The 18993-nt window shown below is 73.0% G+C and carries 17 protein-coding genes, 1 tRNA gene and 1 pseudogene; 9 read left to right on the top strand and 10 right to left on the bottom strand.

The features are described from left to right. Positions 1-14 precede the first annotated feature (14 nt). Complete coding sequence (locus DEJ51_RS14800) at positions 15-575, bottom strand: GlcG/HbpS family heme-binding protein (protein WP_150258007.1); 561 nt, start codon at positions 573-575, stop codon at positions 15-17. A gap of 147 nt (positions 576-722) precedes the next feature. On the opposite strand from DEJ51_RS14800, the gene DEJ51_RS14805 reads away from it, so the two are divergent. Genes DEJ51_RS14805 through DEJ51_RS14815 form a run of 3 tightly spaced genes read left to right on the top strand, consistent with a single transcriptional unit; the run spans position 723 to position 3248 of the window. Continuing rightward, on the top strand, positions 723-2084 hold the full coding sequence (locus tag DEJ51_RS14805) for a sensor histidine kinase (protein WP_223835813.1): 1362 nt from the start codon (positions 723-725) through the stop codon (positions 2082-2084). Continuing rightward, positions 2081-2701, top strand: a complete 621-nt coding sequence (locus tag DEJ51_RS14810) for a response regulator (RefSeq protein WP_150258009.1) — start codon at positions 2081-2083, stop codon at positions 2699-2701. The genes DEJ51_RS14805 and DEJ51_RS14810 overlap by 4 nt, the downstream gene beginning before the upstream one ends. 43 nt (positions 2702-2744) lie before the next feature. Beyond that, positions 2745-3248 carry a hypothetical protein gene (locus DEJ51_RS14815; RefSeq protein WP_150258010.1) on the top strand — a complete coding sequence of 168 codons (504 nt, stop codon included), beginning with the start codon at positions 2745-2747 and terminating at the stop codon, positions 3246-3248. 37 nt (positions 3249-3285) lie between these two features. Here the strand turns inward: DEJ51_RS14815 and DEJ51_RS14820 are convergent. Beyond that, positions 3286-4302, bottom strand: a pseudogene (locus DEJ51_RS14820) (glycosyl hydrolase); the annotation flags it as partial. 162 nt (positions 4303-4464) lie between these two features. On the opposite strand from DEJ51_RS14820, the gene DEJ51_RS14825 reads away from it, so the two are divergent. Then, positions 4465-4806, top strand: a complete 342-nt coding sequence (locus tag DEJ51_RS14825; protein ID WP_150258012.1) for a hypothetical protein — start codon at positions 4465-4467, stop codon at positions 4804-4806. A gap of 45 nt (positions 4807-4851) precedes the next feature. Here DEJ51_RS14825 and DEJ51_RS14830 read toward each other — a convergent pair whose 3' ends face one another. Continuing rightward, positions 4852-5532, bottom strand: coding sequence for a pentapeptide repeat-containing protein (locus tag DEJ51_RS14830; RefSeq protein ID WP_150258013.1), 681 nt, complete (start codon positions 5530-5532; stop codon positions 4852-4854). A 104-nt stretch (positions 5533-5636) separates the two neighbouring features. On the opposite strand from DEJ51_RS14830, the gene DEJ51_RS14835 reads away from it, so the two are divergent. Next, a complete protein-coding gene (locus DEJ51_RS14835; RefSeq protein WP_150261931.1) occupies positions 5637-6629 on the top strand; it encodes a zinc-binding dehydrogenase in 993 nt (330 codons plus the stop codon). 82 nt (positions 6630-6711) lie between these two features. On the opposite strand, the gene DEJ51_RS14840 is transcribed toward DEJ51_RS14835, so the two are convergent. Both DEJ51_RS14840 and DEJ51_RS14845 read right to left on the bottom strand, forming a co-directional pair. Then, on the bottom strand, positions 6712-7209 hold the full coding sequence (locus DEJ51_RS14840) for a GNAT family N-acetyltransferase (RefSeq protein WP_150258014.1): 498 nt from the start codon (positions 7207-7209) through the stop codon (positions 6712-6714). Positions 7210-7228: 19 nt separating this feature from the next. Further along, a complete protein-coding gene (locus DEJ51_RS14845) occupies positions 7229-8128 on the bottom strand; it encodes an aminoglycoside phosphotransferase family protein (RefSeq protein ID WP_411757317.1) in 900 nt (299 codons plus the stop codon). Between the two features lie 426 nt (positions 8129-8554). On the opposite strand from DEJ51_RS14845, the gene DEJ51_RS14850 reads away from it, so the two are divergent. Continuing rightward, positions 8555-9940: an NAD(P)/FAD-dependent oxidoreductase gene (locus DEJ51_RS14850; protein WP_150258015.1), complete on the top strand. Its 1386-nt coding sequence runs from the start codon at positions 8555-8557 to the stop codon at positions 9938-9940. Positions 9941-10041: 101 nt separating this feature from the next. On the opposite strand, the gene DEJ51_RS14855 is transcribed toward DEJ51_RS14850, so the two are convergent. Both DEJ51_RS14855 and DEJ51_RS14860 read right to left on the bottom strand, forming a co-directional pair. Then, positions 10042-11439, bottom strand: coding sequence for a DUF11 domain-containing protein (locus DEJ51_RS14855; protein WP_150258016.1), 1398 nt, complete (start codon positions 11437-11439; stop codon positions 10042-10044). Between the two features lie 308 nt (positions 11440-11747). Further along, positions 11748-11822 (bottom strand) — tRNA-Thr (locus DEJ51_RS14860). Positions 11823-12080: 258 nt separating this feature from the next. Here DEJ51_RS14860 and DEJ51_RS14865 point away from each other — a divergent pair. The 3 genes from DEJ51_RS14865 (at position 12081) to DEJ51_RS14875 (ending at position 14585) form a co-directional block, all read left to right on the top strand. Next, positions 12081-13169 carry an ABC transporter ATP-binding protein gene (locus tag DEJ51_RS14865; RefSeq protein WP_150258017.1) on the top strand — a complete coding sequence of 363 codons (1089 nt, stop codon included), beginning with the start codon at positions 12081-12083 and terminating at the stop codon, positions 13167-13169. Positions 13170-13375: 206 nt separating this feature from the next. Beyond that, positions 13376-13789 (top strand): hypothetical protein, encoded by a 414-nt coding sequence (locus DEJ51_RS14870; RefSeq protein ID WP_150258018.1) that lies wholly within the window; start codon positions 13376-13378, stop codon positions 13787-13789. 28 nt (positions 13790-13817) lie between these two features. Further along, the gene (locus DEJ51_RS14875) at positions 13818-14585 is read left to right on the top strand and encodes an NDP-sugar synthase (RefSeq protein ID WP_150258019.1); all 768 of its coding nucleotides are present in this window, start codon (positions 13818-13820) and stop codon (positions 14583-14585) included. A 150-nt stretch (positions 14586-14735) separates the two neighbouring features. Here DEJ51_RS14875 and DEJ51_RS14880 read toward each other — a convergent pair whose 3' ends face one another. From DEJ51_RS14880 to cysS, 3 genes are all read right to left on the bottom strand, one after another. Beyond that, positions 14736-16265 (bottom strand): DoxX family protein, encoded by a 1530-nt coding sequence (locus DEJ51_RS14880; protein ID WP_150258020.1) that lies wholly within the window; start codon positions 16263-16265, stop codon positions 14736-14738. 180 nt (positions 16266-16445) lie between these two features. After that, complete coding sequence (gene rlmB / locus DEJ51_RS14885; RefSeq protein WP_150258021.1) at positions 16446-17417, bottom strand: 23S rRNA (guanosine(2251)-2'-O)-methyltransferase RlmB; 972 nt, start codon at positions 17415-17417, stop codon at positions 16446-16448. A 95-nt stretch (positions 17418-17512) separates the two neighbouring features. Continuing rightward, positions 17513-18919 carry a cysteine--tRNA ligase gene (cysS, locus tag DEJ51_RS14890; RefSeq protein ID WP_150258022.1) on the bottom strand — a complete coding sequence of 469 codons (1407 nt, stop codon included), beginning with the start codon at positions 18917-18919 and terminating at the stop codon, positions 17513-17515. Positions 18920-18993 lie beyond the last annotated feature (74 nt).

Genomic DNA, 18993 nt, shown 5'->3' on the forward strand with positions numbered 1-18993 from the left:
GCGCGCTCCGGGGATTACTTTGCGAGCGCGTCCACGCCCGCCTTGGCGAACTTCTCGTCCAGGTCACCGCTCGGGGCACCGGCCACGCCGACACCGGCGACGGGCGCGCCGTTCGCCTGGACCGGGGCGCCACCGCCGAGGAAGAGGGTGCCCGGGATGTCCTTCAGGTTCGGGGTCTGGGCCAGCCGGCCCGCGAGCACCGAGGTCGGGGCGTTCCAGGACACGGCGGTGAAGGCCTTGCGCTCGGCCGACTCGTAGGACTGCGGACCCGCGCCGTCACCACGCAGGGTGACGATGGTGTTGCCGTTGCGGTCGACGACCGCGACCGTCACCTTCTGGTTCTCGGACTCGGCGGCCTTCAGCGCGGCCTGCGCGGCGCGGGTGGCGGCGTCGACGGTGAGGTGCGTCGTCGTGGTGAAGTTCTTGTCGCCCGGGCCGTCCTTCTTCCCGGACAGGGACACCTGGGCGGTCTCCGCGGTGGGGGTGGTCGCGCTGGCGCTCACGGCACCGAAGGCTCCGGCGCCCAGGGCGACGGCGAGGGCGGTACCGGTGAGAACGCGGGTGCGGGTGTTCATCTCTGCTCCTGAGAACGGTGGCATCGGGCCGGTCCGACCGGCTCCTTCACTGCTCCAAGCCTCGGCCCGGAACCCCCCGCGCCCCGTCCCCGTACCGGCTCGCCCCACCCACCGCACCGGCTGACCCGAGGGTCGTCCGATCGGTCGATGCGCACCGCCTCCGACGCGGTATTGGCTGTTCACCCCACCCGGCCGAACCCCAGCCCCGCTCTTCCAGCCCCGCCGGCGTTTGAGGCGCGGGGTCCGGGGCGGAGCCCCGGCAACGGCGCCGCAGGCAACAATGGACGCGACCTCGCAAACCAGGAGCAACCGGTGAGACACCCCGCACCGCAGCGCGACGACATCCGTACGCTGACCACCGTCGCCCACACCGCGTTCTTCCTGCTCCTCGGCGCCTCCGTGGTCCGCTTCCTGCTGCGCCACCCCGGCGAACCCCGCACCCCGTGGATCATCGCCCTCAGCGTCACCCTGGCCCTGCTCTACGTGCTCGGCCCCGCCCTCGGCGCCGCCCCCACCGCCCGACGACTGCTGTGGCTCGGCCTGGTCGTCACCACCTGGATGGTCCTGGTCGTCCTCGCGCCGAGCTTCGCCTGGTGCGCCGTCCCCCTCTTCTTCACCGCCCTGCGCACCCTGCCGCCACGCGCCGCCGTCGTCCTCGTGGCCCTCCTCACCACCTTCGTCGTGATCGCCCAGCTCCAGCTGTCCAAGTCCTTCGACCCCAACCTCCTCCTGGCCCCGCCCGCCGTCGCCGCCCTCGCCACCGCCGTCTTCGTCCACATGGAACGCCAGGCCCAGGCGCAGCGCACCCTCATCGACGACCTGATCCGCACCCGCCGCGAGCTGGCCGCCACCGAACGCCGCGAAGGCACCCTCGCCGAACGCCAGCGGCTGTCGATGGAGATCCACGACACCCTCGCGCAGAACCTGTCCAGCCAGCAGATGCTGCTCCAGGCCGCGGACCGCACCTGGGACACCGACCCGGCCACCGCCCGCGCGCACGTCCGTACGGCCACCGGCATCGCCGCACACGGCCTCGCCGAGGCCCGCCGGCTCGTGCACGACCTGGCCCCGCCCGAGCTCGCCGACGGCGCCGGACTCGCCGAAGCCCTGCGCTCCCTCGACGCCGGCCCCGGCATCGAGGTCCGCTTCCACCTCGAAGGCGCCCCGGCGCCGCTCCCGGACCGCGTCCAGTCGGCCCTGCTGCGCATAGCCCAGGGCGCGCTGGCCAACGTCCGCGAGCACTCCGGCGCCCGTACGGCCGCACTCACCCTCAGCTTCCTGGGCGACCAGGTCGTCCTGGACATCGCCGACGACGGCCACGGCTTCACCGAACCCCGCACCGGCACCCGCGCCCGCTCCGGCACCGACTCCGGCACCGCCGGACGCGGGCACGGCCTCCCGGCCATGCGGGCCCGCGTCCGCCAGCTCGGCGGCACCCTGACGATCGAATCCACGCCGGGCGAGGGCACCGTCCTCTCCGCGGCCATCCCCCTGGAGCCGGCCCCATGACCACGATCCTCCTCTGCGACGACCACGTGGTGGTCCGCGCCGGGCTCCTGGCCCTGCTCGGCAGCGAGCCCGACATCGAGGTCCTCGGCGAGGCGGGCAGCGGCGAGGAGGCCGTCGCCCTGGCCGCGAAACTCCACCCCGACGTGGTCCTGATGGACCTCCAGCTGGGCGAGGGCATCGACGGCGTCGAGGCCACCCGCCGCATCACGGCCCTCCCCACGCCCCCGCACGTCCTGGTGCTCACCACCTACGACACCGACGCGGACATCACCCGCGCGATCGGCGCCGGCGCCACCGGCTACCTCCTCAAGGCCGAACGCCCCGAGGAACTCTTCGCCGCCATCCACTCCGCGGCCCAGGGCCGCACCACCCTGTCCGCACCCGTGGCCAGCCGCGTCATGGCCCACATGCGCGGCACCCGCCCCACCCTGACCGACCGCGAACTCGACATCCTCGGCCAGCTGGCCCGGGGCCTGGGCAACCGCGACATCGCCCGCGCCCTGTTCATCAGCGAGGCCACCGTCAAGACCCACCTGGGCCGCATCTACGACAAGCTCGGCGTCGACACCCGCGCCGGCGCGGTCTCCGTGGCCAAGGAACAGCGCCTCCTGCCCTGACACCGGAGGTGAACGCCCCCGGCACCCGTGACACCATCAGCTGGTGCTCGACATCGGCTACTCCCTCTCCCGGCGCTTCCCGGACCCCCCGCAGACCGACTACCGCCACGCGGACGTCCGCTCCCTGCGACACGACCTGTTCTGCGGGGACGTCTACCTCGCCGACACCCACGCGGACCGGGAAGTATCCACAGCCTGGGGATGGGTGCCCGTACTGGACTTCGCCTGGGCACTGTGCGACATCGTCGAACAGCTCGACGAGGACCCCCGCGGCAACCGCTCCGCCCGCCGGCAGTACGCCGAACTCGACTTCACCGAGTCCACGGACCGGATGCTCTTCGAGCGCCGCTTCGGCTGGGTCGACATCGAAGCCGACTGGATGCCGGCCGAGGAAGCCCCGCTGACCTTCAGCCACCGCCTGCTGCGCCGCGAGGCCCGCGACTTCCTGCACGACCTCGTCGCGGACCTGATCGACATGCACGACGGACTCGCCGACAACCCGGCCATCTGGACCCTCCAGGCCCGCTTCCCCCGCGTCCCGGCGTAGCCCGCGGCGCCGGCGCCGGCCGGCCGCGTCACCCGGAGGACAGGATCTCCCGGAACACCTGGGAGGAGCGGGGGTTCTGCCCGCACTGCCACACGCCGTGCGGGCAGTAGTCGGTGATGCTGTGGTACAGCGGCTCGTGCTCGGCGAACCAGGCCAGCATGCCCCGTACGTACTCGGGATTGTCGCCGTGCCGGAACAGCCCCCATTCGGGGTACGAGATCCGCTTGCCGTGCGCCTTCGCGAAATCGACCTGCCGGCGGAGCCCGTAGGGCTGGGTGACCTGCTCGTCGAAGGTGCGGCCGGGCTCCTGGTCGTAGGAATCCATCCCGACGACGTCGACCACGTCGTCGCCCGGATAGCAGCTGGTCCAGGCGATCGCGTCGCCCCCGCGGTTGGGGGCGTAGTCGAAACGGAACCGCTGCCCCTCCACCGACCGCATCGCGGCCACGATGCGCCGCCAGTACGTCTTCCAGTTCGCGGGGTCGGGACGGCACCGGTGGGTGTAGTTGAAGCCGTTCATCTCCCAGCCGAGCACGATCACCGTGTCCGGCACCCCGAGGTCGACCAGACGCCGGGCCAGCTGCCGGAAGTGGTGGTCGTTCGCACCCCGGGCGCCGGACCGGATCAGCTCCGCGACCCGGGCGTCGGGGACTCCGGCCTCGTTCCGCTCCTGCATGGGCACGTTCAGGACGAACAGCCGGTCGGCCTTCTCCTGACGCCACCGCGCCCAGCTGCGCAGGGAATCCGGGGCCCCTTCGATGTTCGCCCAGGTGTCACCCGGCAGATAGGTGTGCCCGGCGCGCAGCTCGGCACCGCCGAGCCAGGCCGAGAGCTCCCGCATCCGCTCGACGCCGGGCGAGCCGTAGTGGAGGTAGGCGCCCACGGCGGTCCCGGCGGCCTCGGCGGCCCCGGCGGTCCTGGCCGCCTCGGTCCCCGCACCGCCCCCGGCCCCTTCCCGCGGCGGCCGCGTGCCGACGGAACTCCCCACGACGAGCAGGCCGACGGCGACCGTACTCGCGCACGCTCCCGCCAGCCGGCGACGCAGACGGGACATGGGTACCTCCACGGGCCTCGTGCACCGATGTGTCTGTCAGCGACCGTAGGCACCACCTCCGGTGTACGGCCTGTCCGGGCAGCCGGATGCTCGGCCATTCGCCGCAGCCGCCGCCGCGGACTCGGCCGGCACGATCCGCAAGGGACGGCCTACGCTGTCCGGGTGCCCACGACCGAGCCACCACTGCTGGCGGACGTCTACCCCGCGCTGGTCTCGTTCCTCGACGCGGCACTGACCGAAGAGGGCGAGCCCGCCCTGGCGCGGGCTCTGGCACGGTTGCGCTTCCACGGATGGTGCACATGCGGCCACGCCTGCACCTACCTCATCACCGCTCCCGCGCCCCGCGCCTCCGGCGCCTGGATCCATGTCGACGACGAGGAAGCACCGCGCGTGTGGCTCCAGCTCGACCAGGACCGCAGCTCGTTCGCGGGCATGGAGATCTGCGCCTTCGACCTGGGCCCCGCCCCGGCGCTCGACCCGCACCGGCCCGCCGCCCTGGGGTGACCGGCGTCCGGGACCGGGTACGCGCCCCGACGGCCCCGGCAGCCCCTACGGCACCACCCGCACCCCCAGCCGCGCCGCCAGCGCCGGAGCCAGGTCGAACAGCTGCGCCGGGCTGATCACCGCCCCGGCCAGCGCCTCCACCCCCCGCACGATCTCCAGCACGGACGCCTCCCGCAGGTCCACGTCCGTCATCCGCACCCCGCTGAAATCCACCCCCCGCAGCGCGCAGTCCCGGAACTCCACCCGCTCCAGCACCGCCCCCGCGAAGTCCGGCTCCACCAGCACACACCCCTCGAAGACCACGTCCTTGAGGTGCGCCTTCCGCAGATTCAGATAGTCGATCTTGCCCCCGCGGACCACCACCCGCTCCAGCACCGCCCCGTGCAGCTGCACCCCGCCCAGCCGCGCGTCCACCACCTCCACGTCCCGCAGCGACGCCCCCGACAGGTCCGTCCCCACCCCCCGGACCCCCTCCAGCACCGAATCCAGGACCCGCGCCTTCGCCAGCCCCGCCTCGTCCAGCACACAGCGCCGCACCGCGCAGTCCATGAACCGGGACCCGATCCCCTCCTGCCCCGCCAGGTCGAGATCCGCGAACTCCAGCCCGTCGTAGTCCCCGTCCGGCTCCAGCCCGCCCCCCTCCCACACCGTCAGCTCCGGCAGCCGCAGCTCCGGCCGCCGCGCCGCCTTCACCGTCTGCCGCTCCTGCTGCCCTTTGCGTGCCATCCCCCCATCGTGAACCAGCCCACCGACAACGGCCGACAACAGCCGACCTCAGCGGCCCTTGACCTCAACCGCGATCGAGGTCGCAACCTGGCTCCATGACCACCATGCGAGCCATCCGCCTCCACGCCTTCGGCCCCGCCGAGAACCTCTCCCACGAGCACACCGACACCCCGGTCCCCGCCCCCGGCCAGGTCCGCATCGCCGTCGCCGCCGCCGGTGTCCACCTCCTCGACACCAGCCTCCGCCAAGGCATCCAGGGCCCGCCCGCCCCGCTCCCCGAGCTCCCCACCATCCCCGGCCGCGAGGTCGCCGGCACCGTCGACGCCCTCGGCCCCGGCACCGACCCCGACTGGCTCGGCCGCACCGTCGTCGTCCACCTCGGCTTCGCCCCCGGCGGCTACGCCCAGTACGCCGTCGCCGACGCCGACCGCCTGCACCCCGTACCGCCCGGCCTCGACCCCGCCGAAGCCGTCGCCATGATCGGCACCGGCCGCACCACCCTCGGGATCCTGCAGTTCGCCGACCTCGGCCCGGACTCGGTCGCCCTGATCCCCGCAGCCGCCGGCGGCATCGGCACCCTCCTCGTCCAGTCCGCCGTCAACGCCGGCGCCACCGTCGTCGCCCTCGCCGGCGGCCCCGCCAAGACCGCCCGGGCCGCGGCGAACGGCGCCCACCTCGCCCTCGACTACACCGACCCCACCTGGCCCGACGCCGTACGCGCCCACCACCCCGGCGGCGCCACCGTCCTCTTCGACTCCGTCGGCGGCGACACCGCCCGCACCGCCCTCGGCCTCCTCGCCCCCGGCGCCCGGCACCTGGTCTTCGGCTGGTCCGGCGGCCCCCTCCGGCTCACCGACGCCGAACGCGCCGACCTCGACGCCCGCGCCGTCACCACCCAGGGCGTCCTGGGCCCCGTCATGCTCCAGCGGGCCGGGGGCGAAGACCCGCTGCGCCTCCTGGAGACCCGCGCCCTCGCCGAAGCCGCCGCCGGCCGCCTCCGCCCGGCCCTGACCCGCTACCCCCTCGCCCGCGCCGCCGAAGCCCACCGCGACCTGGAAACCCGCGCCACCACCGGCAAGGTCGTCCTGGAACCCTGACCCCTCCGGGACGGGGCCCGGTGCATCCGGAGCAGCCGACCGGACTACGGGCAAGGGAGCGGACGCGGCGCGCCCGTACCGCTCACGCCCCTGCGCCGCCGGTCCCGCCCGCCCCGCCGAGCGCGGCCAGCGCCCCGTCCGTCAGCCGGTACACCGACCACTCCTCCTGCGGCCGCGCGCCCAGGGCCTCGTAGAAGGCGATGGTCGGCGCGTTCCACTTCAGCACCGACCACTCCAGCCGCTCGTAGCCGCGCTCGACGCACGTACGCGCCAGCTCCGCCAGCAGCGCCTTGCCGTGACCGCCACCGCGCACGCCCGGCCGTACGTACAGGTCCTCCAGGTAGATGCCGTGCACACCGCGCCACGTGGAGAAGGAGAGGAACCACACCGAGAAGCCGACCGCCTCCCCCTCGTCCGTCTCCGCGATGTGCGCGAACACCGCGGGACGCTCCCCGAACAGGGCCTCCCGCAACTGCTCTGGGGTGGCCCGCGCCTCGTGCGGCACCTTCTCGTACTCCGCGAGTTCACGGATCATCGCGTGGATGACGGGGACATCGGCGACTTCGGCGCTACGGATCATGCCCGCAGCCTAGGACGGATCACCGCCCCAGCAGCAGCCGCGCGACCGCCAACTGCTCGTCGTCCAGCCTCTCTTCGCCGTCCTCCACGTCCCACAGGCAGTTCTGCAGCACCCGGCCCAGCGTCCAGGCCCGCGCCCGCTCCCGGTCCAGCCCGACCGCCTCCGTCAGCAGGTCGAACCGCCACCGCACGTCCTCCGCACGGAAGTTGTTGACGATCGCCGGCATCAGGTCGAAGCCGGGGTCGCCGGCCAGCGGCTTCGGGTCGATCGCCAGCCAGGGCTCCCGGCCGCCCGCGAGCACGTTGCCGTAGTGCAGGTCCCAGTGCAGCAGCCGGTCCCCGGGCTCGCCCGCCACCTCCGCGACCGCGGCCGCGCAGTCCCGCAGCAGCCGCCGGTCCCGCTCGTCGACCAGCCGCGCCAGCGCCTGCGGCACCTCCGCCAGCATCCCCGCGGTCATGTCCCCGAGCCCGCGCAGCCCGGCCGGAGCGGGCACCGCCGTCAGCCGCGCCAGCAACTCCCCGACCACCCGCACCGCCTGCCGCGCGTCCCGCCGCGCGAGGTCCGCCAGGTCGCGCCCGGCATCCAGCCGCTCCAGCAGCAGCGTGCCGGTGTCCGCGTCGTGGTCCAGCAGCCGTACGCAGCCGTCCCCGTCCCAGGCGCGCAGCGCGACCGGCTCCCCCACGCACTCCTCGTCCAGCGACACCAGCTTCAGCACGGCCCCGCTGCCGTCGGCCCGCTCCACCGGCAGCACCAGGGCCGTCACCCCGTGCATCGCCGGCCCGGTGCGCCGCAGCCCCCACCGCTCCAGGAACTCCGCCGCCCGCACGGGCAACGCGGCGATGAACTCCCGCCCGGCGTCCCCGTTGAACCCGACCTGCGCCTCGACCAGCCCGTCCGGAATCTCCAGCATGTCAAGCATGCTCCGACGCTACCCCCCTGCGGGGTGCTCGGCGGTGTGCGGTCCAGGCGGTCCCCGCCGGGGTGGGCGCCTCAAGCGCCGGCGGGGCTGGGTGGTGCGGTGTGGGGTGGTGCCCCGCACGAGGATCTCCTCGGCTCGGCGCGCGCGGGGCGTCCCGGCCAGACGGCCGTGGTCGCGCCTCGTCCTGCGGGGACCCTCCTACGTGCCACCACCCCACCCCGGTGCTTCGACAGCCCGCGCACATCAAGCCCCGCCGGCCATTTCAGCCCCGCCGGCGATTGAGGCGCGGGTCCGGGCAGCGCCCGGGGCACCGCACACACCGCCGAGCCGCCCGCAGGGCAACCGGCATACGGCAAACCCCCACGCCCCGCCGCGCGACATCCCGTACCTGGCCCCCCGGGAGGGAAAGGGTGTAGCAACGGCCCCATGACGATCAACGGTGGTATTTCCTTCTGGTACGCGTCCGAGCGCCCCGGCCCCCCGGCCACCCCATCCCGCACGCCCCTCACCGCCCACACCACCGCCGACGTCGTCATCGTCGGCGGCGGATACACCGGCCTGTGGACCGCCTACTACCTGAAGCAGGCCGCCCCCGACCTGCGCGTCACCGTCCTGGAGCAGAAGTTCTGCGGCTACGGCGCCTCCGGCCGCAACGGCGGCTGGCTCTACAACGGCATCGCCGGCCGCGACCGCTACGCCGCCCTCCACGGCCGGCAGGCCGCCCGAAGCCTCCAGCAGGCCATGAACGAGACCGTCACCGAAGTCATCGACGTCGCCGCCAAGGAGGGCATCGACGCCGACATCCACCGCGGCGGCGTCCTCGAAGTCGCCCGGACCCCCGCCCAGCTCGGCCGCCTCAAGGCCTTCCACGCCGCCGAGCTCGCCTTCGGCGAGACCGACCGCGCGTTCCACGACGCCGCCGCCACCCGCACGCGCATCGGCATCGCCGACGCCGTCGGCTCCAGCTGGAGCCCGCACGGCGCCCGCATCCACCCCCTCAAGCTGGTCAGGGGCCTGGCCGAGGCCTGCGAACGCCTCGGCGTGGTGATCCACGAATCCACCCCGGTCACGGAGATCTCCGCGGGGAAGGCGGTCACCCCCTACGGCACGGTCCGCGCCCCGCACGTCCTGCGCTGCACCGAGGGCTTCACCGCCGCCCTCAAGGGCCAGAAGCGGTCGTGGCTCCCGATGAACTCCTCGATGATCGCGACCGCCCCGCTGCCCGCCGAGACCTGGGCACAGCTCGGCTGGTCGGGCCGGGAGGTCCTGGGCGACATGGCCCACGCGTACATGTACGCGCAGCGGACCGCCGACGACCGGATCGCGATCGGCGGGCGCGGGGTCCCGTACCGCTTCGGCTCGCGCACCGACAACGACGGCCGCACCCAGCTGGCCACCGTCGACTCCCTCCGCGACCTGCTCTTCTCCTTCTTCCCGGCCCTCACCGGTACGGAGATCACCCACGCCTGGTCGGGCGTCCTCGGCGTGCCGCGCGACTGGTGCGCCACCGTCACCCTGGACCGCACCACGGGCGTGGGCTGGGCGGGCGGGTACGTCGGCTCGGGCGTCGCCACCGCCAACCTCGCCGGCCGCACCCTGCGCGACCTGGTCCTCGGCGAGTCCACGGAGCTGACGGCCCTGCCGTGGGTGGACCACCGCGTCCGCCGCTGGGAGCCGGAGCCGCTGCGCTGGCTCGGCGTGCAGGCCCTCTACGCCGCCTACCGCGAGGCGGACCGCCGGGAGGCGGCCTCCCACACCCCGAGGACGGCCCTCCTGGCCCGCCTCGCCGACCGCATCTCGGGCCGCCACTGATCACGCCGGCCGATCACGCCGGCCGATCACGCCGGCGGCGGGCCCGGCACGTGTGGCGCGTGCCGGGCCCGCCGGTTCACTCCTGGGAGGTGTCCGTCCCGCTAGACGGTCTTCTCCGCTCCCTCTTCGTGTTCGTGCGCGTCGCCGCGGCCGTGGTCGTGGCCGTGCTCGTGGTTGCCGCCCTGCCCGGGCTTGTGACCGTGGCCGGGCTTGTCGCAGTCCTTGTGGTCGTGCTTCTTCTTGACGTGGATCGTGACGGAGCAGGTGCGCGCCGATGCGCAGGACCCGCCCGGCGCGGTGGGTGCGACGTAGTTGACCAGGGTGTGGTCGCCGGTGTCCGGGGTGTTGACCCGCACCTGGTACGTGACGGTCGCGGTGCCGCCGGGTGCCAGCGTGCCGGTCCAGGACAGCGTGTTCCCGCTGAGGTTCGCGGTGCCGCTGGTGGAGGTGAGCGAGCCGGGCACGAACGTGGCGTCGTCCAGGACGTCGCCCAGGTCGTCGGTGAAGTCGCCGTTCGCGGCGACGGTTCCGGTGTTCCTGACGGTGAGCCGGTAGGTGATGGTGTTGCCCTCGTTGACCGGCCCGGTCGGTGAGGCCGACTTCGCCACCGTGTAGGCGGGCACGACGCAGCTGCCGCTGTCCTGCGCGGAGGTGGCCCCGTAGAAGCCGCGGCCCGTCGCCTCGACGGTCGTCACCGGCAGCGGCGCGGTCGACGCCGTGGTGGGCAGGCTCGTCAGCAGGTTGATGTCGCCGTTGGAGGCGAAGGCGTACACGCTCCCCGCGGACTTGGCGGCACCGAAGGTCTGCGGGACCGTGCCGATCTGGACGACGGAGTTGTCGGGGCGGATCCGGAACACCGGGGACGGGCCGGTCGTGTCCGGGGTGCCGAAGGCCAGGACGTCGCCGTCGTCCAGGGTGATGAAGTCACCCGCCGAGACGACGCCGGCCGGGAAGGAGGCGGGGAACAGCGTGGAGACGCCGGTGGCGGGGTCGATCAGGAAGATCTGGCTCGAATTGAACGAGCCGGCGATCAGCTGTCCGTCCGCGCGGGCGGTCAGGCCGTTGACGGCGGGCAGCGAGGTCACCGCCGCGAGCGGCCCCGAGATCGGCAGGCTGGCCGTCTCCGCACCGGTGACGGGGTCGATGGTGTAGAGCGTGGCCGAGCCGGGGGAGCCGGGGAAGTCCACCCCGTAGAGCGTCGAGCCGTTGGGGCTGAACGCGATGTCACCGTAGTCGCGGGCCAGCGCGACGCTGCTGAGCGTGGAGCCCGTCGTGTCGTACTGGATGAGCCTCCGGTCGTTCCCACCGGTGTTCGCCCACAGGGGCGTCGGCGGGCACACCGCACGCGCCTTCGACGTGACGGCTCCGGCCTGAGCCGAGGCCGTCCCCGTGTGCGCCTGCGCCAGTCCCGCGGTGCCGGTGCCGGTGACGGCCAGGACGAGGCCGATCGCCGCTCCCGTCAGCACACGTCGCAGGCCGTTCTGCCCGTAACACGCCATGAAGGCTCCTCACTTCTCCCGTTCCTCCCGGGAGGAACGGATCGCGCCCGTAGCCGGCCGGGAACCCCGAGGGGCACCGGGCCGGCCGAACCAGTCGACGCAGAGTTCCCGCGGCGGAGCCCTCGGATCGCCAGGGGCGGCGGGAGCCCTCCTTCCGGCCCATCACCACCACTCGGACAGGCTTGGCGTACGGCGCAGTGGGGCGCCGGACGCGCGGCGGATCCGGCGGCAGGCGCCGGCGCCTCGCCGCAGCCACGCCCCGGGAACGAAAAAACCCCAGGTCACGGCAGGTGACCTGGGGTTCGCGGAGCCCCCTGTCGGATTCGAACCGACGACCTACGCATTACAAGTGCGTTGCTCTGGCCGGACTGAGCTAAGGAGGCACGACCCACCCGCCGTGTACGGCGAGCGAAGCCGCCATCACTCTACACAGCACGTGAATCCCCCGGCCATCACATTGCCCGGCCCCTGAGGGGGTGCAGGCGGGGGGTCCGACGGATCGCACAAAGTTCGAAGTCACGACGGTGCGGTGCTGACAGCGGGGGGAACGGCGGGTAGCGTCGGGCGGAGTCCGGATTCTGGACTAGACCTTCCACTCGGATCGTCCGGCACGTTCCTGCCGGTAGAAGGGATTCATCACCATGGCTTCTGTCACCTTCGACAAGGCGACCCGTCTGTACCCGGGCGGCGACAAGCCCGCCGTCGACCAGCTGGAGCTGGAGATCGAGGACGGCGAGTTCCTCGTCCTCGTCGGCCCCTCCGGCTGCGGCAAGTCCACCTCGCTGCGCATGCTCGCCGGCCTGGAGGACGTCAACGGCGGCGCCATCCGCATCGGCGACCGCGACGTCACGCACCTGCCGCCCAAGGACCGGGACATCGCGATGGTGTTCCAGAACTACGCGCTCTACCCGCACATGTCCGTCGCCGACAACATGGGCTTCGCGCTCAAGATCGCCGGCGAGGACAAGGCCACCATCCGCAAGAAGGTGGAGGACGCGGCGAAGATGCTCGACCTCACCCAGTACCTCGACCGGAAGCCGAAGGCGCTCTCCGGCGGTCAGCGCCAGCGCGTCGCCATGGGCCGCGCCATCGTGCGCAAGCCGCAGGTGTTCCTCATGGACGAGCCGCTGTCGAACCTCGACGCCAAGCTCCGCGTCTCCACCCGCACGCAGATCGCGGCCCTCCAGCGCGACCTCGGCATCACCACCGTCTACGTCACCCACGACCAGGTCGAGGCCATGACGATGGGCGACCGCGTGGCGGTCCTGAAGGACGGTCTGCTCCAGCAGGTCGACACCCCGCGCAACATGTACGACCGCCCCGCGAACCTGTTCGTCGCCGGCTTCATCGGGTCGCCCGCCATGAACCTGGTCGAGGTCCCGATCACCGACGGCGGCGTGAAGTTCGGCGACAGCGTCGTCCCGGTGTCCCGCGAGGCGCTGTCCGCGGCGGCCGACGCGGGCGACCGCACCGTCACCGTCGGCGTCCGCCCGGAGCACTTCGACGTCGCCGAGACCGGCGGTCTGACCATCACCGTGAACGTCGTCGAGGAACTCGGCGCCGACGGCTACGTCTACGGCTCGACCTCGGCGGCCGAGGGCTCGCAGGACCTCGTCGTCCGCGTGGGCGGCCGCCAGGTCCCGGAGAAGGGCTCCAGCCTGCACGTCGTGCCGCGGGCCGACGAGATCCACGTCTTCTCGACGTCCTCCGGGCAGCGACTGTCCGACTAGTCGTACCGGATACGGAGTTGGAGGGGCGTCCCGTTCAAGGGGCGCCCCTCCGCCGTCCGTTGCCGGAGGACACCCCCCAGGAACCCCGGCAGACCGGGCCATTCGGACGCGTCCGTCAACCCTTGATTCGAAAAACCACGTCGAACCATCCCCCGACCGAGTGACTAAATGTCGCCAAATCCTCACCGAGCGCTACTCTCGCCCTCGTGACCCACACTGCCCGCCGAATCGGCCGTTCCCTCGCCCTGGTCCTGCCCGTCGTCCTGGTCCTGTCCGGGACCCTCGCGGTCACCATGGTCCCCTGGGCGGACACCTCGTCCTCCCAGATCCTGACCGCCTCCGCCGAGGACGTCTCCGTCCCCGCGAAGCCGCGTGCCGCGCACGAGGTGCTGCGCGATCAGCTCGTCGGTGAGCTGCAGCAGGGCGGCCGGCCGGACGACGTGCTCACCCACCTCCAGCAGGAGGTGGACAAGCGGCCCTCGCTCGCCGAGCACTGCGTGGGGATCGCGCGGGCGCTGGGGCGGGCCGCCGTGGACGCGTACGGCCCGACGAAGGCCCAGTCCTACTCCCGGCCCGTCTGCGACACCTCGTACGCCTCCGGGGTCGCCTCCATGGGCTGACGCCCGTCACGTCCCTACGCTGGCCGTCATGACCGACGACCACCGATCCGCTCCGCCCGCTCCCTCCGCAGCCGCGTTCCCCGCCGCCCCCACCCAGGCCGTCGTCCTGGCGGGCGGCCAGGGTTCGCGGCTGCGTCCGTACACGGACGACCGCCCGAAGCCGATGGTCGAGATCCCGGGCACGGGGGTGCCGATCATCGGGCACCAGCTGGCCTGGCTGGCCTCCGAGGGGGTCACGGACGCCGTGGTCTCCTGCGGGCACCTGGCCGAGGTGCTCCAGGAGTGGCTCGCCGGGGCCCGGTTGCCGCTGCGCGTGACCACGGTCGTCGAGACGGAGCCCCTGGGCCGCGGCGGCGGTCTCAAGTACGCCGCCCGGCACCTCCCGCATCCCGACGGGTCCTGGTACGCGACCAACGGCGACATCTGGACCCGGTTCTCGCTGCGCGAGATGGCCGCCTTCCACGCCGAGCGCGACGCGGTGGCCACCCTCGCGCTGGCGCGGCCGCGGATCCCCTGGGGGGTCGTGGAGACCAACGAGTTCGGGCAGGTCCTGGACTTCATCGAGGCCCCGCCGTCGCCCTATCCGGTCAACGCGGGCGTGTACGTCTTCAGCCCCGAATTCACCGCGCTGCTGCCGGACTTGGGCGACCACGAGCGAACGACGTTCCCGCGCCTGGCCCGTGAGCGGCGCCTCGCCGGCTTCCCGCTGCCCCAGGGGGCCTACTGGCGGGCGATCGACACCGCGAAGGACCTCACCGAGGCGGCACGGGAGTTGGCGGCGCAGCAGGGCGCCTGAGGCCCCGCACGGGCCGGCCGGCGCCCGGCGCGTCGTACGTACGCGGCCCCGCGCGCCCGGCACACGCACCGGGGCCCGGCACGCTCGTGCGTGCCGGGCCCCGGTTTTCCCGTGCGGGTGTCGACGAGTGCCGACGGAGGTCCGCGGATGTCAGCCGATGAGCCCGCCGATCAGGCCCGGCTGCTTGGGGGCGGGAGCCCCGCCGCCCGTGCTGCTCCCCGCGGAGGAGGACGGCTGCCTCGGCGAGGAGGACTGGCGGGGGGTGCTGCGCGGGGTCTGCTGCTTGCCGGTGGTGCCGCGCGTCGCGGCGGGCGACTCGGAGCGGGTCCCCGAGGTTCCCTTGGAGGGGCTGCCGGACGCGGTCTTCCCCGACTTGGTGGCGGGCTCGGTCGCACTGGCCGAGGGCGAGGCCGCCTTGGCCGGCGGCTTCGTGGGCTGCTGCTGCCCGGGCTGCCGCCCGGCCGGCGCCTGCTGCGGCAGCGGACGGCCCGGCAGGTAGTTGCTGGGGGCCTCGCCCGGCCCGGGGACGGTGACGACGGTGGAGGAGCGGACGGCGCCGCCGAGGAGCGAACCGACGAGCAGGGTGAGCCCGCACACGACGGCGGCCATGACGGCCCCGCGGCGCAGCACGCGCCGCCGCAGCCGCCAGATCTCGGAGCGCGGGCCGAGGGTCCGCCAGGCCTCGCCGGCGAGGCGTCCGTCGAGGGAGTAGACCGGGGCGCCGGCGATGATCAGCGGGGACCAGGCGGCGAGGTAGATGATGTCGGGCGCGTCGTAGGCCGGGACGGTCTTCCAGCTCACCGTCATCAGCAGTGCGGCGGACAGCAGGGCCCCGAAGCAGGCCGCGAACCGCTGCCACAGGCCGAAGACGGTGAGCACACCGACGACGACCTGGAGGAAGGCCACGCTCAGGCCCGCGCCGACCGGGTGGGCGAGGGCGAAGTCGCGCAGCGGCTCGGCGAGGGCCCAGGGGTTCAGCGTGTGCAGCCAGGTGACCATGGAGCCGCGTTCGCCGCCGTCGAAGTAGACGGGGTCGCAGAGCTTGCCCATGCCGGCGTAGATGGAGATGAAGCCGAGGAAGACGCGCAGCGGGAGCAGCACGACGCCGAGGTTCATCCGGCGGCCGGGGTAGTAGGAGGCCTGGCCGCGGCTGTCGGATCCGGTCCGGCGGGAGTCGGCCCCGGGACCGGAGCCTGGCGGCTCCTGCTGGTGGTGCAGGTCGCGCACGGCGGCCAGGGGGCGGGTCTCGGCGGGGTCCCCGTAGCTGCGCTGCCCGATGACGGTGGGCGTGGCGAGGGTGTCCTCGGCGAGGTCGTGGGCCAGGTCCACGCGGGGGATGACCTGGGTGGTGCCGCCGTCGTACTCGTCGTGTCCGCGGCCGGCCTCGCGGACGGCCTGGAGCAGTCCGCCCATGGCGGCGGCGTCGCCGGCGTCGGACTTGCCGCTCCAGACCACGGGGGCCCGGCGGCGGGTGGCCCCGGCGGCCGCCACCACGGCGCCACCCAGAACGGGTGCGCGGCCGGGGGCCTTCGCGGGCTTGGAACGCGCGCTCGGGCTCGGTGCGAGCCGCACGCGGAAGCTGGCGTGGTTGACGATGACCTGTGCGGGGTCGCACGGCACCTTGACCATGCTCAGCGCGGGCTGGTCGTCGAACCCTGACGTTCTGGTGTCCACACTCATCTAACCGAGTGATCAGTGTTTAGGACACTGCCTTGACGCCAGTGATGTGTCCGAGACCCGTCAAGATCAAGCCACCCCGCCCGAATCGGGTGGGGTGACACGCTCACGGGTCATCTCCCGTGAGCCAAGTGGATCAGTTGCGCGAGGGATCCGCCGCGTGCGGATCCCTCGCCCGGGGGATCAGACCCGGCCGCGGTCGGCGCGGCGGCGGGCCGCCTCGTAGAGGACCACGCCGGCGGCGACACCGGCGTTGAGGGACTCGGCACCGCCCGGCATCGGAATGCGGACGAGGTAGTCGCAGTTCTCGCCGACGAGACGGCCGAGGCCCTTGCCCTCGGAGCCGACGACGATCACGACCGGGCCGGCCAGCTCGTCCAGGTCGTTGACCGTGTGCGTGCCCTCGGCCGCGAGGCCGACGATGGTGATGCCGGCCTTCTTGTAGTCCTGGAGGGCGCGGGTCAGGTTGGTGACGCGCGAGACCGGGGTGCGGGCGGCGGTGCCGGCCGAGGTCTTCCAGGCGCCGGCGGTCATACCGGCGGCACGGCGCTCGGGGATGACCACGCCGTGGCCGCCGAAGGCGGAGACGGAACGCACGATCGCGCCGAGGTTGCGCGGGTCGGTGACACCGTCGAGGGCCACGATCAGCGGCTCGTCGCCGTTGTCGTAGGCGGCGGCGGTGAGGTCCTCCGGGTGCGCGTACTCGTACGGCGGGACCTGCAGGACCAGGCCCTGGTGGTTGAGCCCGTTGGTCAGGCGGTCGAGCTCGGGGCGCGGGGCTTCCATCAGGTTGATGTTGCCGCGCTCGGCGGCGAGCTGGAGGGCCTCGCGGACGCGCTCGTCATTGTCGATGAACTGCTGGACGTAGAGGGTGGTGGCGGGGACGCCGTCGCGCAGCGCCTCGAAGACCGGGTTGCGGCCGACGACCATCTCGCTGGTGCCCTTGGGGCCGCCGCGGCGCGGCGCCGGACGGCGCTTGGCGGCCTGGCGGGCCATCGCGTTGGCGATGCGGTTGGCCTTGTGCTTCTTGCGGTCCTCGGCCTTGGGCGTGGGGCCCTTGCCTTCCAGGCCCTTGCGCCGCTGGCCACCGCTGCCGACCGTCGCGCCCTTCTTGTTGGACGTGCGGCGGTTCCTGCGCTGGCTGTTCCCGGCCATGACTTCTACCTGTTTTCGTTGGTGCTGCGGTATGTACGTATGAAGAGTGTGCCGCCCGGAGCTCCGGGCAGCACACCAAGCTCAGCTGCCCGGGCTCAGCGGGGGCCGAGCGTCCAGCGCGGACCCGTGGGGCTGTCCTCGATGACCAGCCCGGACTGCTGGAGCTGGTCGCGGATCGCGTCGGCGGTCGCCCAGTCCTTACGGGCCCGGGCGGACTCGCGCTGGTCCAGGACGAGTCGGACGAGGGTGTCCACGGCGCCGTGGAGCTCCTCGCCGCGGTCGGAACCGTTCCCGCCGTCCCAGTGGGCGTCGAGCGGGTCCAGGCCGAGGACGCCCAGCATGGCCCGCACCTCGGACAGGCGCGCGATGGCCGCGTCCTTGTCGTCGGCGGCGAGCGCGCTGTTGCCCTGACGGACGGTGGTGTGGACGATCGCGAGGGCCTGCGGGACACCCAGGTCGTCGTCCATGGCCTCGGCGAAGGCGGGCGGCACCTCGGCCGCCGGCTCGACGGGGCCGCCGGCCTTCTCGATGACGCGCTGGTAGAAGCCCTCGATCCGGGCGAAGGCCGACTCGGCCTCGCGCAGGGCCTCCTCGCTGTACTCGATCATCGACCGGTAGTGCGGGGTGCCGAGGTAGTAGCGCAGGACGATCGGACGCCACTGCTTGACCATCTCCGAGACGAGCACGGAGTTGCCCAGCGACTTGGACATCTTCTCGCCGGCCATCGTGACCCAGGCGTTGTGCACCCAGTAGTTCGCGAACTCGTCACCGAAGGCCTTGGCCTGGGCGATCTCGTTCTCGTGGTGCGGGAAGATCAGGTCGAGTCCGCCGCCGTGGATGTCGAAGGCCTCGCCGAGGTACTTGTGCGCCATGGCCGAGCACTCCAGGTGCCAGCCGGGACGGCCGCGGCCCCAGGGGGTCTCCCAGGAGGGCTCGCCGGGCTTGACGGACTTCCACATGGCGAAGTCGCGCGGGTCGCGCTTGCCGGTCTCGCCGGTGCTCTCCGGCTGGCGGATGTTGTCGAGCTCCTGGCGGGACAGCGAGAGGTAGCCGGGGAAGGACTTCACGTCGAAGTAGACGTTGCCCTCGGACTCGTAGGCGTGGCCGCGCTCGATGAGGCCGCGCATCATCTCGACCATCTCGGTGACGTGACCGGTGGCACGCGGCTCGTAGGTGGGCGGGAGGCAGCCGAGAGCGGTGTAGCCGTCGTTGAAGGCGCGCTCGTTCTCGTAGCCGATGGACCACCACGGACGGCCCTGCTCGGCGGCCTTCGTGATGATCTTGTCGTCGATGTCCGTGACGTTGCGGATGAAGGTGACCTCGTAGCCCCGGTACTCGAACCAGCGGCGCATCATGTCGAAGTTGAGGCCCGACCGGATGTGCCCGATGTGCGGGGCGGCCTGCACCGTGGCGCCACACAGGTAGATCGAGACACAGCCCGCGGTGAGCGGGGTGAAGTCGCGGATCTGCCGGGCGCTGGTGTCGTACAGGCGAATAGTCACGGCATCCAGGGTAGTGGCCCTGTAGCAGTGCCCCGCGACCCTTTCGGGACCCGGGGCACCTTTGTTGCCGAAGA

The organism is Streptomyces venezuelae (genome assembly GCF_008642275.1).
Classification (GTDB): Bacteria; Actinomycetota; Actinomycetes; order Streptomycetales; family Streptomycetaceae; genus Streptomyces; species Streptomyces venezuelae_E.

What these genes read in the sequence shown, in the direction of transcription:
- DEJ51_RS14800 (WP_150258007.1), bottom strand. Translation starts at nt 575, where the DNA reads ATGAACACCCGCACCCGCGTTCTCACCGGTACCGCCCTCGCCGTCGCC.
- DEJ51_RS14805 (WP_223835813.1), top strand. Translation starts at nt 723, where the DNA reads ATGCGCACCGCCTCCGACGCGGTATTGGCTGTTCACCCCACCCGGCCG.
- DEJ51_RS14810 (WP_150258009.1), top strand. Translation starts at nt 2,081, where the DNA reads ATGACCACGATCCTCCTCTGCGACGACCACGTGGTGGTCCGCGCCGGG.
- DEJ51_RS14830 (WP_150258013.1), bottom strand. Translation starts at nt 5,532, where the DNA reads ATGGCACGCAAAGGGCAGCAGGAGCGGCAGACGGTGAAGGCGGCGCGG.
- DEJ51_RS14835 (WP_150261931.1), top strand. Translation starts at nt 5,637, where the DNA reads ATGCGAGCCATCCGCCTCCACGCCTTCGGCCCCGCCGAGAACCTCTCC.
- DEJ51_RS14840 (WP_150258014.1), bottom strand. Translation starts at nt 7,209, where the DNA reads ATGATCCGTAGCGCCGAAGTCGCCGATGTCCCCGTCATCCACGCGATG.
- DEJ51_RS14845 (WP_411757317.1), bottom strand. Translation starts at nt 8,128, where the DNA reads ATGCTTGACATGCTGGAGATTCCGGACGGGCTGGTCGAGGCGCAGGTC.
- DEJ51_RS14850 (WP_150258015.1), top strand. Translation starts at nt 8,555, where the DNA reads ATGACGATCAACGGTGGTATTTCCTTCTGGTACGCGTCCGAGCGCCCC.
- DEJ51_RS14855 (WP_150258016.1), bottom strand. Translation starts at nt 11,439, where the DNA reads ATGGCGTGTTACGGGCAGAACGGCCTGCGACGTGTGCTGACGGGAGCG.
- DEJ51_RS14865 (WP_150258017.1), top strand. Translation starts at nt 12,081, where the DNA reads ATGGCTTCTGTCACCTTCGACAAGGCGACCCGTCTGTACCCGGGCGGC.
- DEJ51_RS14875 (WP_150258019.1), top strand. Translation starts at nt 13,818, where the DNA reads ATGACCGACGACCACCGATCCGCTCCGCCCGCTCCCTCCGCAGCCGCG.
- DEJ51_RS14880 (WP_150258020.1), bottom strand. Translation starts at nt 16,265, where the DNA reads ATGAGTGTGGACACCAGAACGTCAGGGTTCGACGACCAGCCCGCGCTG.
- rlmB (WP_150258021.1), bottom strand. Translation starts at nt 17,417, where the DNA reads ATGGCCGGGAACAGCCAGCGCAGGAACCGCCGCACGTCCAACAAGAAG.